Annotated in this window: 10 protein-coding genes; 2 read left to right on the top strand and 8 right to left on the bottom strand. The window is 39.2% G+C overall.

Annotated features, from left to right (window positions below; all coding sequences use genetic code 11):
- The first annotated feature begins 42 nt into the window (after window positions 1–42).
- Window positions 43–507 (top strand): glycosyltransferase family protein, encoded by a 465-nt coding sequence (locus ACYQ03_RS14555; protein WP_459910644.1) that lies wholly within the window; start codon window positions 43–45, stop codon window positions 505–507.
- Between the two features lie 119 nt (window positions 508–626).
- Here the strand turns inward: ACYQ03_RS14555 and ACYQ03_RS14550 are convergent, their stop codons facing one another.
- Window positions 627–2,336 (bottom strand): glycosyltransferase, encoded by a 1,710-nt coding sequence (locus ACYQ03_RS14550; protein WP_459910643.1) that lies wholly within the window; start codon window positions 2,334–2,336, stop codon window positions 627–629.
- A gap of 469 nt (window positions 2,337–2,805) precedes the next feature.
- Here ACYQ03_RS14550 and ACYQ03_RS14545 point away from each other — a divergent pair, with 469 nt between their 5' ends.
- Window positions 2,806–3,873, top strand: coding sequence for a glucose-1-phosphate thymidylyltransferase (locus ACYQ03_RS14545; protein WP_459910642.1), 1,068 nt, complete (start codon window positions 2,806–2,808; stop codon window positions 3,871–3,873).
- A gap of 178 nt (window positions 3,874–4,051) precedes the next feature.
- Here the strand turns inward: ACYQ03_RS14545 and ACYQ03_RS14540 are convergent, their stop codons facing one another.
- From ACYQ03_RS14540 to ACYQ03_RS14510, 7 genes are all read right to left on the bottom strand, one after another.
- Window positions 4,052–5,194, bottom strand: a complete 1,143-nt coding sequence (locus ACYQ03_RS14540; RefSeq protein WP_459910641.1) for a glycosyltransferase family 2 protein — start codon at window positions 5,192–5,194, stop codon at window positions 4,052–4,054.
- On the bottom strand, window positions 5,195–7,162 hold the full coding sequence (locus tag ACYQ03_RS14535; protein ID WP_459910640.1) for a glycosyltransferase: 1,968 nt from the start codon (window positions 7,160–7,162) through the stop codon (window positions 5,195–5,197).
- A gap of 100 nt (window positions 7,163–7,262) precedes the next feature.
- A complete protein-coding gene (locus ACYQ03_RS14530) occupies window positions 7,263–8,564 on the bottom strand; it encodes a hypothetical protein (protein ID WP_459910639.1) in 1,302 nt (433 codons plus the stop codon).
- Between the two features lie 135 nt (window positions 8,565–8,699).
- Window positions 8,700–12,476 carry a hypothetical protein gene (locus ACYQ03_RS14525; protein WP_459910638.1) on the bottom strand — a complete coding sequence of 1,259 codons (3,777 nt, stop codon included), beginning with the start codon at window positions 12,474–12,476 and terminating at the stop codon, window positions 8,700–8,702.
- Window positions 12,477–12,589: 113 nt separating this feature from the next.
- A complete protein-coding gene (locus tag ACYQ03_RS14520; RefSeq protein WP_459910637.1) occupies window positions 12,590–13,360 on the bottom strand; it encodes a CsxC family protein in 771 nt (256 codons plus the stop codon).
- Window positions 13,361–13,810: 450 nt separating this feature from the next.
- Entirely contained in the window at window positions 13,811–14,593 is a 783-nt protein-coding gene (locus tag ACYQ03_RS14515) for a CsxC family protein (RefSeq protein ID WP_459910636.1), read from the bottom strand.
- Window positions 14,594–14,732: 139 nt separating this feature from the next.
- Window positions 14,733–16,271 carry a CsxC family protein gene (locus ACYQ03_RS14510; RefSeq protein ID WP_459910635.1) on the bottom strand — a complete coding sequence of 513 codons (1,539 nt, stop codon included), beginning with the start codon at window positions 16,269–16,271 and terminating at the stop codon, window positions 14,733–14,735.
- Window positions 16,272–16,441: the final 170 nt, after the last annotated feature.

Below are 16,441 nucleotides of genomic sequence, written 5' to 3'. Positions count from 1 at the left end.
CGCTTCTGGCAACCAAAGCATCATGCTCCCAAGGGGAAACGTGTGTTAGTGTATTGGAAAACAGAGCCGGAAGAATTTATCTGTGAGATTGAAGACAAATTGAAACAACACGGTTGGCAGCCTATTCGACTGCTTTATGGCCAATACAAGACAGAGGATTATAAAAAACTTCTGACCAGAAGTGCCTTTGGTGTTTTCATCAGTATCAGTGAAAGTCAAGGGCTGGCCCTGGCTGAGGCCTGGTCCATGGATGTACCCACAGTGGTATGGAACCCCCAGAGGCTAAAGAAGCACTATCAGGATGTGGACTATTATTCAACTGTTTCCTCTTGCCCCTACCTAAATCCCTTGGTAGGGGTTGAATGGAAAGAGCTGGAGCAGTTTGAGGCCTTTCTTACACGTGCTCCGGAAATTTTACCTAGCTTTCAACCTAGAAAGTGGATATTAGAAAATATGACTGATAACATTGCTGCCCAAAGGATGGTTAAATTGTTTCTTAGCTATTAGTCGTTGGTCATTAGCCATTAGCAAATAAAATGACATCCCTTACGCAATGTAATGGATGTCATTTTATTGTTGCCTTTTGATAATAGCTAACAGCTAAAGCTAATGAGCAAAGGCTAGTTCTAAAGGAGAGTATAAACATCTTTAATGTACTCAGGAAAACCTACTGCATCTCCAAGGAGTGTTAAGTTATGTCTGATTATTGTTAACTCTTGGTCATTGCCAGATAATTTTACAAGGAGGCCGTATAGATAATATAGATCAGCAAATCCTGGGTGGTTTTTAAATCCTTTATTTAACAGAGATTGCGCTTCGGAATAAAGTTTTGCTTTGATGAGACACCAAATCAACCATCTTAATAAAACAGCTACCTCCTGAGGGTTGTTATTTGTATCTAGATGTTTTTTAAAATATTGAAAGGCTTCTGTGTAATTTTCTGCAACAAAGACAGAGATAGCCTCGTAATAAGGGTGATCCTCCAGGGGGAGCACCTGAAATGACAGGTAAAGATGATCCACCTGACCACTGAGGGCTAATTTTCTTTGAAATATTGGGTGCCAGCGGGTTAGTTTGCAGTGCTCATTTAGCTCATAAACAAAGGGTAGATAGATTAAGTCGGCGGCTGTATGCCCCAAAAACTGAGCAATGGTCCTTTGATCCTCCGGGCTAAATGATATAGGCATTAGCTTTACCCAATCAGTTTCTTGATGGATGGGAATTGCTTGATGTTGAGCTGCTTCTTCGTAAAAAGTTTTAAGTTGGGAAATAATTTCTTGCCATTGAAACCGTGAGGCAGTTTTATAGCCGTTTTGTTGTAAGTGATTGTATAGCCCTTGATCCTCCAAAAGAGTTATGATTTTATTTGCCAGTTGGTCTGTATCACCACATGTAAAATATAAACAGTTTTCTCTATCTACGGCATAGGCTAGCGCACCGTCATTGGCTGTTGTAATGACTGGCGTACCGCAAGCCATTGCTTCCAGGGGAGGCAATGGAAAGGTCTCGTATTCCGAAGCACAAATATAAATTTGGGCCTGGCGGTAGATGTCGCCCAAAATAGGTTGAGGTGGGTTGACAACTACTGTTCCTAGAGGTTTAGTGGGGTTGCTCTGGGTTACCCATTTAAAATGTATGTCATACCCTTTACTCTGGACAATTTGGCAGGCCTGCCAAATGTCAGGGATACGCTTAAATTTCGTGTGCTCACTACCCACACCTAAAATCCATTTTTCCTTAGACAGCTCTTTTTTAGGAAAGAACACCTCGTTATTAAGGGCGTTATGAAAAACCAGCGCATCCCGCTGAAAGACTTCCTTAATTTTTTTTGCTCCGGTATGGGAGCAGGTAATGATATAGGAGGGCAGTTGATAGAGATGATAAATAAGTTTTTGTTTATCTTCACTTACTCTTTCCCAATCCCATAAATGAAAGTCTCCCTGTTCAAAATACACTACGGGGGCCGCACAGGCTTCCACACAGGCGGCTAACTGGTCCCAATATGTGGCAACCACCAAATCACAATCAGCTGGAATGCCCCGGGCAAGTTCAAGGCCAAAGGGAATCTGAATATAATCAGCTTTTATGTCAAACCAATCTGGCCTAGGAAAATGAGACAAAAGACTTACCTGTGCCCCAACCTTAAACAGTTCATTGGCATGCTCCAGAATAACTTTCACACCACCACATACACTTACATGGCCCAATAGATATACCACATGAAGAATATTATTGAATTTATGAGGCTGTTTTTGCAATTGCTGTCTTGTTATATATTTTTGGCGAACTACTCGCAGTTGAAATTCCCGAGCTCTAAAGAAGTTAACTAAAGTCAAAACGTAATACCTCCCTGAATTTATACTGATTATCTATACTGATAATCTATACACGTAAAAATTATGGTTCGGCAAACAGATTAGCCTTCAGCCATCAGCCGTCAGTTTTTTATATAGGGATTTTTAATGGAGTCTATTTGGTCGTGTGCCACGAGCCCTGAGCTTTTTTCCTTGTCTTTGCACATAGCTATCTTTATTCACTATATGTTTATTTAGGAAGAAAAGTGTTTTAGTTAGTTGGACAGTTGGTAAGTTGGTAAGGTTATACAGTCATGAACCTGAATTAACGAAGTGAGATATGAAAAAAGCTTAGGGCCGTGGTCCCAAGCTGATAACTGAAAGCTGAGGACTGAAGGCTAAAAATATTAGCACCTATCTTTCCTATTACATATAATGTACAGATGGAAAAATAGGCCTGTTACAGTTATCTATGAGTGCTAATCAGGCTGAAATAAGTGAGGTCATGTATGTGAAAGCGTTAATACCCTGTGGTGGAAAGGGAACCCGCTTACGCCCTTTGACTCATACCATAGCGAAACCACTGGTTCCTGTGGCTAATAAACCAATATTGCACTATATTTTGGAGCAAATTGTAGAAGCGGGTATTTTTGATATTGGAATTGTTGTTAGCCCAGAAAACATGCATTATTTTAGTGAGGCACTGGAAGACGGAGCCAGGTTTGGTTGCCAGATATCCTACATCTTGCAGAGAGAGCAGAGAGGTCTAGCAGATACGGTTATACAGGCTAGGGACTTTTTGGGGGAAGCTTCTTTTTTAATGTTTTTAGGGGATAATCTCATTCAAAAGGGTATAAAGGAGATTGTAACTGAATTTAAAAATTCCCAAGCAGAGGCTATTATTCAGTTAAAGCAAGTAAGGGATCCCAGTAGATTCGGGGTAGCTGTCATAGATGAAAATAATCTAATTGTTAATTTGGTGGAGAAACCCCAGATACCACCCAGTGACCTAGCTGTTGTAGGAGTTTACCTATTTAAATCTGTCATTCATCAAGCAGTTAACTGTATTAGTCCATCGAAACGTGGGGAACTAGAAATAACTGATGCTATACAAAAACTGATAGATCTGAACTACCGGGTGGAAGCCCGAGTCATGGACGGTTGGTGGCTGGATACAGGCAGAAAAGAGGAGCTATTAGAAGCTAATCGCATTATTCTGGAAGAACAAACGGAGTTAAACATTGAGGGAGAAGTTGATAAAGAGAGTATGCTTAAGGGTCAGGTGGAGTTAGGTAAGGGTTCAAAGGTTAGACAAAGCATAATCTGTGGGCCGGTTAGAATTGGAGAAAATGTTATTATCAATAACTCTTATATCGGTCCCCATACAGCTATCGGTTCTGGTACTAACATTGATCATGTAAGCTTACAGTACTCTGTGGTGATGGAAGACTGCCAGCTGGCCAATATTGATCAACTAAGGGCTAGCATAATTGGTTATAATTGCAAAATTCACCGTTCAAAAAATGTGGCAGAAGCTTTAAACCTGCTAATTGGTGATAACTGTGAAGTTGTTTTATAACTATTTAGGTCTTATTTTTGAAGAGGAAAGTGGGTCGCAACAACGGATTAGCTACCCACTTTCCTCTTTTTTACCTACTTGACATCTATAAACAAAGTCCCAAAATCAGCCAACAGCTAACAGCTAACACAAGAAGAAGGAGCAATCCTGGGGAAACTGCTCCTTCTTCTTGTTTGGTTTATTGGGCACCTGTAAACTTATTTATCATTATTTGTATCATTTTATTATAAGTGTCTTCAAATGGTGTCTCTTTTAACTGAGTAAATACACTATTTAGCACTGTAAATGCTTGGCTGGGTTTCCTCTGATTTACTAGTTCCTGAGCTTCTTGAAGCAGCTTATCCATAAGTTCAGAGATTATCTCTTTAGGTTTTTCATCAGCTATACCCTGTACCGAAAAGAGTTGTATGGGAGGGGCTCCCATAGCTAGACACTGATTCATACAAGTTAGACATTCATATGTTTTGCCAAGATTATAGTAGAGTATCCCTTTTAGGAAAACTAAATCAGTATAATTAGGGTAAATCTTTAAGTATTTATCGGCAAAAACTAGGCCTCCCTGATATTGTCCCAGATTTAAGTAACAGTTTACCATGCTTCGAATCATTGCTGGAGCGTAGGACTCTTTTAAATCGGTTCTTTTTAGAGATATCTCATAATATTCTAGGGCTTTTTGAAAATTGCCTAGCTTTTGCTGCTCAACAGCAATATAAAAAGGAATAAAGCCTGTATTGCCGTAGTCTTTCATGGCCTTTTGCAGGATACGGAGGTTTCGTTCAATTTTGTTTCGATGGGCGGTCTCGTCATTTTCGTAACCATAATGGTAAATTGTTATATTAGACTTTCCTATTTTTTCTGGGGAAGAGTTACGGATGACCGAGGGTAGTACCTGCTCATGGATAGGGCATTCAAAACGATGTAGAGGATTGTTACGAAACAATCGAAAACCCTGAAAAAGTGTGCTTGGCTTGTTATTGAACAGATTTACCATATCCACCCAGTAACCATCATAATTATCACTTTTCACCACTTCTCTCAGAAGAGGTGCGGTCTTTGGATCTAACTCTTCATCGCAGTCTAAAAATAAAATCCACTCTCCGGTGGCTTTTTCCAAGGATTTATTACGGGCTAGGGCAAAGTCATCCTGCCAGAGGTGATGATAAACCTCTGCTCCCATTTCCTCAGCGATTTCTACGGTGAAATCTGTGGAACCAGTATCCACTACCACAATTTGATCCACAAAGGGCTTAGCACTTTTAAGGCAGCGCCCGATGGTGTGTTCTTCATTTTTGGCGATGAGACATAGGCTTATGGTAGGCACTTAATGCACCCCCTTGAGCCGTGTAGTGTGGTTTGCCTGTATTTGAAGTTTAATTAATTGGCCTAAAAATTCTGCATTATCAGGATAATGCTTTAGAGCCTCCTGTACCATGTTAAGGGATTGTTTTATATGAATATCCTGTAATAGATTCTCATAGGCCCCTTGATTAGAAAGCAGAGCCCTAGCTTTGTGGACCATAGCTTGGGCGGACTCATATTCCTGGTGATTATAAAAATATCTACCCAAGGCATAGTACTTTTCTGGACTACGTTGGTTAATTTTTAATTCCTGTATTGCTAGGCGTGCAGCCATCTCAAATCGCCCTTCATAGGGAGGATCTGCAATAAGAAAGTTAATTATATCGGTGGTATCAAAACCACATAAACTCAATATACTTAAAACTACGGTATATGCTTTATGTTCTAATAATTGATTGATAATCTCGTTGAAGTAATAGTTATGGGGATTAAGTTTCATTTCCGGTGTTCGTTTAAATAACAAATCATTGATAGCTTTAAGATATTGAAACAACTCATCCTCCAGGGAGGGATGATTTTCTAAATAGTGTATTAGGTCCATTGGGGGAGACGCGGCCCAAAGTCCTGAAACCAACTCCAGGAATATCTTCTGTCTCTGGCTAGAGTCTTTTATTTCAGGTAATAATGAAAGGGCTTGCTGATAGCGGCCAATCTTTATCAGAGACCTACTCATATAGTAAGTAACTTCAGATTTTATTTCGGGTAATTGCTCAAGGAGCCCGATTGCCAGTTCATATTCTTCAATTTCGTAAAGCATCCGGGACAGCATTAATTTCTCTGTGTTTTTATCTGCATGCTTTACATTTTCATTTAAAATCTTATTAACTTGCTTACCATCCTTAAGAGCGACTTTTAATAGTTTTGCCAGATTAACGAATTGCTGTATATCATTGTTTTTAATTCTTAGACCCTGTAATTGATAATGGAGGGCCCTTTGATAATTCTCCATTTTTTTATATATTTCGGCCAGCTTAAAATGGGCTAAAAAACTGCCTACGCCTGTTCTGGAGGTGTACCTCCCCTGGCACTGTTCACCTAGCTCCAAGCATTTTTCAAAGGAATTGATAGCCCTCTTGATATGACCTAACTGATAAAAAAGCTCCCCGTCTATATAGTGAATATCAACATAGTCTGGATAATTAGCTTTGCATTTTTCAATATACCCTACTGCTTCATCAATTTTACCCAGCTTCAGCAGGCAGGAGATCAAAGAAACAAAGATACTTGAGGCATACATTGCCCTGAGGTTAACATGCTGTAAGGCTTTACGATAATTAGCCACAGCTTCTTCCAAGTTGTTTAGGTTAACACAAGAACCACCCAGACTAAAAAGGTAAAAGGGATTGTTAGGGTCCTGTTCCACCAGTTTCATATTGATTCGGTGGTTGCGTTGGGCTTTGTTTTTAGCAATGAATTCAGAGGCCAGGTAACCATAGTGAAGAATATTAATCCCTGAGTTAATCACAGGGCTACCGTTGGATTGGGAAGAGATGGCGCTGATAATTTGTTCATGCAGTTTACCCTCAAAACGGTATGCAGGTTTATTTCTAAACATACGAACGTTAACATGTTTTAATGGGTCATTGTTGTCGGTTAGATTAATAATTTGAAAGATATAGGCTTCTATATCAGAGCGTTCTGTAAGGGACTTAAGCCGCTCAGAACAATTAGGCTCCAATTCCTCATCGGCGTCTAGATAAAGAATCCAATCACCCTTGGCTTGGTCGAGACTAAAATTACGGGCAGCGGCAAAATCTTCATTCCATTGATAATGGAAGATTTTTGCGCCAAACTGTTGTGCAATGGATACAGTAGTATCCTCGGAACCAGTATCTACAATGATCATCTCATCCACACAATCCTTGGCACTTTTTAAGCATCGGGCTAAATTTTGCTCCTCATTTTTAACGATCATACAAAGTGAAATCATGAGAATCCTCCTAAGACGGTTATATGCCATTATATGTAGGAGGAACAAAGAGGTGAAAATTAAGGACCAGCAACTGAAGTTTGCCGGTCCTTAAGGTGGTTTAAAATACAGGGTCACACACAGTCAGACAGAAGGTGGGAACAGGAACAAAGTCTGAGTGTTTAAAATTAGTTACCTTTCTGCCGGAACAAGTGGTGGTTGCTGCATAAATAAGAACTCCCATATTAGAACGAATGGCCCTAATTTCAACATTTAGTGGTACTTCTGTAAGATCCAGAACCTCTTCTGCAGAGGAGCATGGTTCAAGGTCAAAGGTTACGGTGGCAAAGGGTGGGCAGAGAGGTGGAGCAAAGCCAAGGGGACGTACGACAAAGGTAACAGTTTGTGGTTCAGTGGTATTGTTTAGGGCTTTAACAACGATGTTTTCCTCTTCACACTCTCTCAGGTAAGGACCGCTGGTTAGGAAGAGGGAGGGGCTTTCCATCTGATTAGCGAGAATTTGGCTAACTTCTGATTTGATTTCCAGTAAACCGAAGGTAGCATTAAATACAGCACTTTCAATGGCCGATACTTCTGCTTTTATTTCAGCTAAACCGAAGGTGGGATTAAAAATAGCAGACTCGATGGCAGAAATCTCTGATTTAATATCATTAAGCAGGGTAATAGGGATTTCAATATCCACATTGAGGTTACTTACGATGGAGAGAATTTCGGAAACTTCGGATTTGATTTCTGCTAAGCCAAAGGTTTCACTAAGCACAGCATTTTCGATGGTAGATACTTCTGCTTTTATTTCACTGATACCAAAGACAGGGTTTAATACGATATCAGTAACAATGGCCAGGATTTCAGAAACTTCTGATTTGATTTCAACAAGGCCAAAGGTACCGTTATCAAGCATATCCTGAATGCCGCCCACTATGGTTTCAACCGCGGATACCTCAGATTTAATTTCTAGCAGACCAAAGGTGGGGTTAAATACAGCAGACTCAATATTTGAGACTTCAGCTTTAATATCATTTAACAGAGTAATTGGGAATTCAATATCCAGATCATTAACAATGTCTAAAATTTCAGAGACCTCTGCTTTTATCTCAGGCAAACCAAAAGTAGGACTAAAGACTCCCCGTTCGATATTTCTTACCTCTCGCTTAATTTCCTTTAAACCAAATCTGGGATCACAAAGTATTTTTTCACATTTGTCAATTTCTCTTTTTAAAATACAAATTGCTTTGATGATTTTGTGTAACAGCTCAGGATCGGGCCCACAATCGAAATCGTTGCAGTAATGATCCTGTTCATACTCGTCATCATCAAAGGGATCATGATGGCATTGATCCTTATCATGATGCTGTTTTTTGCCCCATTTGCTCCAGGGATTGCTTTCATCCCAATTCCACATAGAAAGTTCCTCCTTTATATTGGTTCTTTTACATAATATGACAAGGAATGATAAATGTTACTTGACTGGGATTTTGAGAAAGGATTTACATAAAAAAACTAGCCGGTAACCAAGGTTACCGGCATGTTGAATATTCTATACACAGAATGTTCCTAAGGGGAGGAAGTCAGCAGAGAAGAACTCTGTGAACTTGGTACCATCTGATCTCGTTACAGCATATGGGAAAAGACCAAAGGTGGCACTTAATTCTAGATTAACTATAATGTTTCTATCGGTGCCAGCTATATTAAGTTGTGAACTAGCTGCACAACAAGGTGTAATGTTAAAGAAGGCAACAGTATTAATTAATGATACTGGACATAGGTCTACGTTTAGGACATCAAAGGTTGCGCTCTGGAACGTACCCGATGCGTTATAAAGTTTTACTTCAAGTTGGTTTTCTCCGCTGGTTTGTAGGAAAGGACCAGAGGTAAGGTTTTGTGCTGGGCCACGAGATTCCAAGAATCCTTCGAATTCAAATAACAGTGTTGATACTTCAGATTTAATTTCGATCAGACCAAAGGTCTCGTTGAAGACAGCAGATTCAATATTAGAAACTTCCGCTTTAATTTCACTGAGGCCGAAGGTTTCGCTGAAGACCGCAGACTCAATGGCTGAGATTTCAGACTTGATATCGGACAGTAAAGTGGTCGGGAATTCGATATCCAGGTTGCTGACGATGGCAAGGATCTCTGATACTTCAGATTTAATTTCGATCAGACCAAAGGTCTCGTTGAAGACAGCAGACTCAATATTAGAGACTTCTGCTTTAATCTCACTGAGGCCGAAGGTTTCGCTGAAGACTGCAGACTCAATGGCTGAGATTTCAGACTTGATATCGGACAGTAAAGTGGTCGGGAATTCGATATCCAGGTTGCTGACGATGGCAAGGATCTCTGATACTTCAGATTTAATTTCGATCAGACCAAAGGTCTCGTTGAAGACAGCAGATTCAATATTAGAAACTTCCGCTTTAATTTCACTGAGGCCAAAGGTTTCACTGAAGACCGCAGACTCAATGGCTGAGATTTCAGACTTGATATCAGACAGCAGAGTGGTGGGGAATTCGATATCAAGGTTGCTGATGATAGATAGGATTTCAGATACTTCGGACTTAATTTCGATCAGACCAAAGGTCTCGTTGAAGACAGCAGATTCAATATTAGAAACTTCCGCTTTAATTTCACTGAGGCCAAAGGTTTCACTGAAGACCGCAGACTCAATGGCTGAGATTTCAGACTTGATATCAGACAGCAGGGTGGTGGGGAATTCGATATCAAGGTTGCTGATGATAGATAGGATTTCAGATACTTCGGACTTAATTTCAATCAAACCAAAGGTCTCGTTGAAGACAGCAGATTCAATATTAGAAACTTCCGCTTTAATTTCACTGAGGCCAAAGGTTTCACTGAAGACCGCAGACTCAATGGCTGAGATTTCAGACTTGATATCGGACAGTAAAGTGGTCGGGAATTCGATATCCAGGTTGCTGACGATGGCCAGGATTTCGGAAACCTCAGACTTGATTTCGATTAGACCAAAGGTCTCGTTGAAGACAGCAGACTCAATATTAGAGACTTCTGCTTTAATCTCACTGAGGCCGAAGGTTTCGCTGAAGACAGCAGACTCAATGGCTGAGATTTCAGACTTGATATCGGACAGTAAAGTGGTCGGGAATTCGATATCCAGGTTGCTGACGATGGCAAGGATCTCTGATACTTCAGATTTAATTTCGATCAGACCAAAGGTCTCATTGAAGACAGCAGATTCAATATTAGAAACTTCCGCTTTAATTTCACTGAGGCCGAAGGTTTCGCTGAAGACCGCAGACTCAATGGCTGAGATTTCAGACTTGATATCGGACAGTAAAGTGGTCGGGAATTCGATATCCAGGTTGCTGACGATGGCAAGGATCTCTGATACTTCAGACTTGATTTCGATTAGACCAAAGGTCTCGTTGAAGACAGCAGATTCAATATTAGAAACTTCCGCTTTAATTTCACTGAGGCCGAAGGTTTCGCTGAAGACTGCAGACTCAATGGCTGAGATTTCAGACTTGATATCTGAGAGTAAAGTGGTCGGGAATTCGATATCCAGGTTGCTGACGATTGACAGAATTTCAGATACCTCGGACTTAATTTCGATCAAACCAAAGGTCTCGTTGAAGACAGCAGATTCAATATTGGAAACTTCTGCTTTGATCTCACTGAGTCCAAAGGTTTCACTAAATACCGCAGATTGAATGGCCGATACTTCGGACTTAATCTCTGGTAGACCAAAGGTAGGATTATTAATCTCTGTCATGATACCACCGACAATGGTTTCAATCATGGAGATTTCAGATTTAATTTCAATTAGACCGAAGGTTTCATTGAAGACAGCGGATTCGATATTGGAGATTTCAGCTTTGATCTCACTGAGGCCGAAGGTTTCGCTAAATACTGCAGACTCAATGGCTGAGATTTCGGACTTGATATCGGACAGCAAAGTGGTTGGGAATTCGATGTCCAGGTTGCTGATGATGGAAAGGATTTCCGATACTTCAGATTTAATTTCAATCAAACCGAAGGTCTCGTTGAAGACAGCAGATTCAATATTAGAAACTTCAGCTTTGATCTCACTGAGACCGAAGGTTTCACTGAATACAGCAGATTCTATGGCCGATACTTCGGACTTAATTTCTGGTAGACCAAAGGTAGAATTATTAATCTCTGTCATGATACCACCAACAATGGTTTCAATCATGGAGATTTCAGATTTAATTTCAATCAAACCAAAGGTCTCATTGAAGACAGCAGATTCAATATTGGAGACTTCCGATTTAATTTCACTGAGACCAAAGATGGGATTTAGTACAATATCTACTACGATGGCAAGAATTTCGGAAACTTCAGATTTTATTTCTTGAAGACCGAAAGTTTCACTGAATACCGCAGATTGAATAGCCGATACTTCGGACTTAATCTCTGGTAGACCAAAGGTAGGATTATTAATTTCTGTCATAATGCCGCCGACAATGGTTTCAATCATTGAAATTTCTGACTTAATTTCTTGAAGACCGAAGGTCGGGTTGAAGACAGCAGACTCAATGGAAGAAACTTCTGATTTTATATCGATTAGCAATGTAGCAGGGATATCAATGTCCAGATTACTAATAATACTCAAGATTTCTGATACTTCAGATTTTATTTCTGGTAAACCAAAGGTGGGGTTGAAGACACTATTCTCTATGTTTCTTACCTCACGCTTAATTTCTGGTAAACCAAAGGTCGGACTAAATACGCCTCTTTCGATGTTCCGTACTTCTCGTTTTATTTCCTTTAAGCCAAAGGTAGGACTGAAGATAGCCTTTTCAATCAGGGCAATTTCCCTTTTGATTTCTTTCAAACCAAATTTCCTATGCTTCAGCAAGCAGAAAATAAGTTTAAGCTTAATACAAGTAAAAATGAAGCATTTTAATAATTTGTCATCATGACAGTGTGTATTGTGTTGTGGTTTAAATGGCTTATGAGGCTTACAGAGATCGTGTGGGGTACAGGAATCGTTCCAGGAACCATCATTACAGCCGCAGTGTTTGTCAAAATCATCAAAGTCATTAAAATCATCAGATTCAGCCCAATCCAGCACATTTTCCCAGTCATTGGCTTTACCCCAGCTATTCCCAAAGCCTAATGAATTTTCTAAATCACTCAGATTACCCGATAAATCCTCAATGATTTGGTCAGCAATATCATCAGGTAAACCATCCGGGTATGCCTCAAGCAAATCATCAGGAATATCAGATGTTAGATCTGGTTCATAGTAGTTTGGTACTTTATCAAGCATGGATTTAACCATGTTTTTGACGTATTGCTTGAACTCATTTTGGTTCATCTAAAAAGTACCTCCTTTATTTATTTCATGTTAATTTATTCCACTGACCATAAATCCGTTACACAAAAGGGAAAAAAACACCCTGAGTCTGGGTGTTTTTTAAGCATTATTATTTAGCCGCCTAGAAAAGGTGCAATTGGAACCTGTTGATTCTGTAAAATCTTTAATACTATTGTGACCGTCATTTTTTCTTCCACTTCTTTAAAGAACTTCTCCTCGAAGGGGAGATCTATGACGTGGGGACGTTGGCGATTAAGATATTCAGTATAATCTAGAACCCTTGCACTAATCAGTTCGCAAAAAGGAAGTTCATTAAAGAATTCCTGGCTAACTTGGTTATATTCAGAAAGATCGCCGGAAAGTAAATGATCCTTTTCAGCAAAGCCTGGGCCAAATAACTTTTGTTTGCGGAAAAATTCAAATTCTTCTACCGTATTGGTTAGTAAGGTAGCTGGAGGGGTGGTGAAGGATACTGGTGTCATACAACTGAAGGGTACATCCACGGTGCAGTGGCGAATGTCACCACAAACACCTTCACTATTAGAACAAAGACGGGTAGAATAATCAATGTTTTTGCGTACAAATCCTTTAATGGAAAGCATGGTGGTGCCATTGGTCCCGCCATTATCATTAGGATCTTGTAGCAGCAAACATTGGGTAACTTTAACCTTGTGTTTGATAAATTTTACTTCCAGTGCCCTTTCTGGTAATTTTATGAATGAGTTTACTGGAATATTAATTTGTAGTTGGGATAGAACCACAGGGATTTTAACGGTGGCACCTGTTGTAATGCCTGTGATGGGAAGTGTTGTACTGTTACATTCACACTGTACTCCGCCAGAAACAATTTTATTTGGTTTAAAGGGTGGGCAGCATCCTGACATATTATCAATCCTCCTTTATATGTTACTGCATGCTATTCAATTTTGATAATATTTGATACATAAAAATGGAAAATAAGCCAAAAAAACTATCTAAAGGAAGATGATCTCTTTAGTGCCAATATCTATTACGTTAATATCAATTTGCCTTTAGCCTTCAGTCGTCAGCTTTAAAACTTTGGAAAAGCCCATGGGCCTTGGGCTTATTAGGGAACAAACCTTAACAATAGCACCCCCCACTGATGCACTATACGATACATAGGTTCCATGAATCGCTGTATTTTCAGTAGTGGTTTGTGAGGGTTATAGGAGGTTAGTATAAAATAAATTTATAACATTTTTGGTAACATATTCCTTTGTGACTGTATATGATATGGTAACAAATAGAAAAGAAGCAACCAGAGGGATTTCTGATTGCTTCACAAAAAGTATTGATTTAAACTTTTGTATTAGTTAGCCAGCACCGTTGATGGGTACTTGTTGGTTCTGCAGAACTTTAAGGGTAATAAAGAGAACCATCTTTTCTTCTACTTGGGTAAATTCTTTTTCTTCAAAGGGAATAGTGGTATTAGGTCTGGTGCGGTTGAGATATTCATCATACTCAACTATTCTTGCACTAATAAGCTCACAATAGGGTAATTCCGTAAAGAATTCTTCACTTACTTGGTTAAATTCTGAGAAATCACCGGAAAGTAGGCTATCTTTTTCGGCAAAGCCTGCGCCACGGGGTAGTTTTTGTCTACGGAAAAATTCAAATTCTTCCCGCGTGTTTACAATGGGAGCTTGGGGTGGTGTAGCAAAAGGAATTGTTGTTGTGCAACTATAGGGAACATCAACTGTACAATGACGTATATCGCCACAAACTCCTTCAGTATTGGAGCAAGCCCGTGTTGCATAATCAATATTCTTGCGTACAAAACCCTTTAGGAACAAGGTTCCTGTCATGCCATTACTAACCACGTCACCATTTGTGGGTTCCTGAAGGAGCAGGCATTGGGTAACCTTTACCCGTTTTTTGATATTTTTAATTTCCAGTGCAGGTTCCGGTAAAGTAATAATTGAATCCAGATTTACCTGTACAGTTATCTCCGATAGAACCACAGGAATTTTTACGGTAACAGGTAATGTTGCAACTGGTGTAGTTACAGCCGGAAATGTGCTGGAGCAAGTTGGCTGAGAACCTCCACCAGTAACTTTAACACATGCTTGCTTACAAAAAGCATCATTGTTGGACATATCTCTAATCCTCCTTGAATGTTTTATAGTGCATGGTATTCAAATCAACCCAGCGGTGTTACATAATGGGAAAAAAACAAGAAAAATTTGTTCTAATATCTACTTTCTGTTAAGAACCTGTCACATTATAATTATTGATTTAAGAAGATTCAACGTCATCTTTATCTAAAAAATTTTCCATTGATTGCTGTAATTTCGCAATATTAATTAATTCAATATTAATGTCCTCTTCAATGTCCCCCACTTGAACCGAGGTTTCTTCAACTATAGAGATTTTCTCTTTTACAGCCACTTGAGATTCTACTATAACTTTTTCATCTAAAGTTTGGTCAGGTGCTGACTTTGAAAATACCTCAGGAATTTGTGGGGCAGGAGTTATCAAAACCTGCTGATTTTGCAGTAGTTTAAGGGTAAGGTGAAGAACTACTTTTTCCTCAATTTTTCTAAACTTCTTCTCACCAACGGGGAGTTCCTCACTATTTAGATGGCTTCTATCAATAAACTCATCGTATTCCAAAATCTTGGCATTAACCATTTCACAATAGGGTAACTCGTTAAAATATTCCATACTTACTTGATTGAACTCAGTCATATCTCCCGATAACAGTTGATCCTTTTCAGCAAAACCTGGGCCACTCAATCTTTCTTTGCGGCTGAATTGGAATTGGGTAACACTATTTTCCATTATCGGCAAGGGTAAGGTTTGGTAGGTAACGGTAGTTACACAACTGAAAGGGACATCCACGGTACAGTGACGGATATCACCACAAATACCTTCGGAGTTGGTACATTGAGGGGTTGCATAATCAATATTTTTTCGGAGGAAACCTTTAATGAATAGGTTTCCTGGATTGGTAACGGCACCTGGTTCCTGTAAAAGTAAACATTGGGCCAGCTTAACATTTTTCTTGATTTCTTTAATTTCCAAGGCTGGCTCAGGAAGGTTGATGGTAGAATTTAAAAACAATTGTACTTGAAATTCTGCTAGAACCACAGGGATTTTAGCTACAACTGGCTCAACAATTATGGGTAAGAGGTTGGTTGCCTCCTCACTTAGACAACTTTCTAAAACTTTGCTTTTTATTTCAGCACAATTTTTAGAAATAAAGGATCCCTTTTTATGTGAAATAATATCTGTTTTAGTAACCTTAGATTCACCCTGGGGAAGAAAACCTTCCTCATCGCTTATTTCAATGGCGTCCACTTCTTGGATTATTTCTGGAAGTTCTTCCTTATGTTCTTTAAAAGAGTCATCATCTTTAGGCAGAATCTCTTTGATTTTGTCAAAGGCCTCTGTCTTTATCCATTTTGCCTTTACAATATCAGATTCATCAGGTGTATCTTCCAGAATATTGTCAAGGATCTCTTGATCAATTATTTGATAAATATCATCTTCAGGAATAAAGGATTGAGAAACCTGTATATCATGATTTGTATCTTCTGCGATTTCTTCCTCTTCAGTTTCTTCTGCAATGTTTTCTAGGTATTGAGGGTTTTGCTTATTGTGGAATGCTATTTCTTCTTGAACAGTTTCACTTTCCTTTGTGGCAATAGTTAGAGAGGAATTATTTTGTATATTTGGATTTATTTTGGTTAAAAATTTCTCAAATTCCTTTAGTATCTCTTTGTTTGTATATACACCTCTGCCCGGTGGGAAGAAGTTTTTATGTTTAGACATGTCTTTCCTCCTCCTATAATTTTTTTATTACATGCTATTCAAAACACTTTGAACAGGTTATCGAAATCTTTAAAAATTAAGAACATATTCTATTATCTTCTGCATGCTCCTGAATTTATGGTAATTTAAGGCTTCTGAGGTAAAAAATTAAAAAACCTTTAGGGAAAATA

The sequence above is a fragment of the Desulfotomaculum defluvii genome, assembly GCF_054657375.1.
This window is presented reverse-complemented; position numbering and strand designations above follow the sequence as displayed.

Coding starts and splice junctions, on each gene's coding strand:
- ACYQ03_RS14535 (WP_459910640.1), bottom strand. CDS start 7,162: ATGATTTCACTTTGTATGATCGTTAAAAATGAGGAGCAAAATTTAGCC.
- ACYQ03_RS14530 (WP_459910639.1), bottom strand. CDS start 8,564: ATGTGGAATTGGGATGAAAGCAATCCCTGGAGCAAATGGGGCAAAAAA.
- ACYQ03_RS14525 (WP_459910638.1), bottom strand. CDS start 12,476: ATGAACCAAAATGAGTTCAAGCAATACGTCAAAAACATGGTTAAATCC.
- ACYQ03_RS14520 (WP_459910637.1), bottom strand. CDS start 13,360: ATGTCAGGATGCTGCCCACCCTTTAAACCAAATAAAATTGTTTCTGGC.
- ACYQ03_RS14515 (WP_459910636.1), bottom strand. CDS start 14,593: ATGTCCAACAATGATGCTTTTTGTAAGCAAGCATGTGTTAAAGTTACT.
- ACYQ03_RS14510 (WP_459910635.1), bottom strand. CDS start 16,271: ATGTCTAAACATAAAAACTTCTTCCCACCGGGCAGAGGTGTATATACA.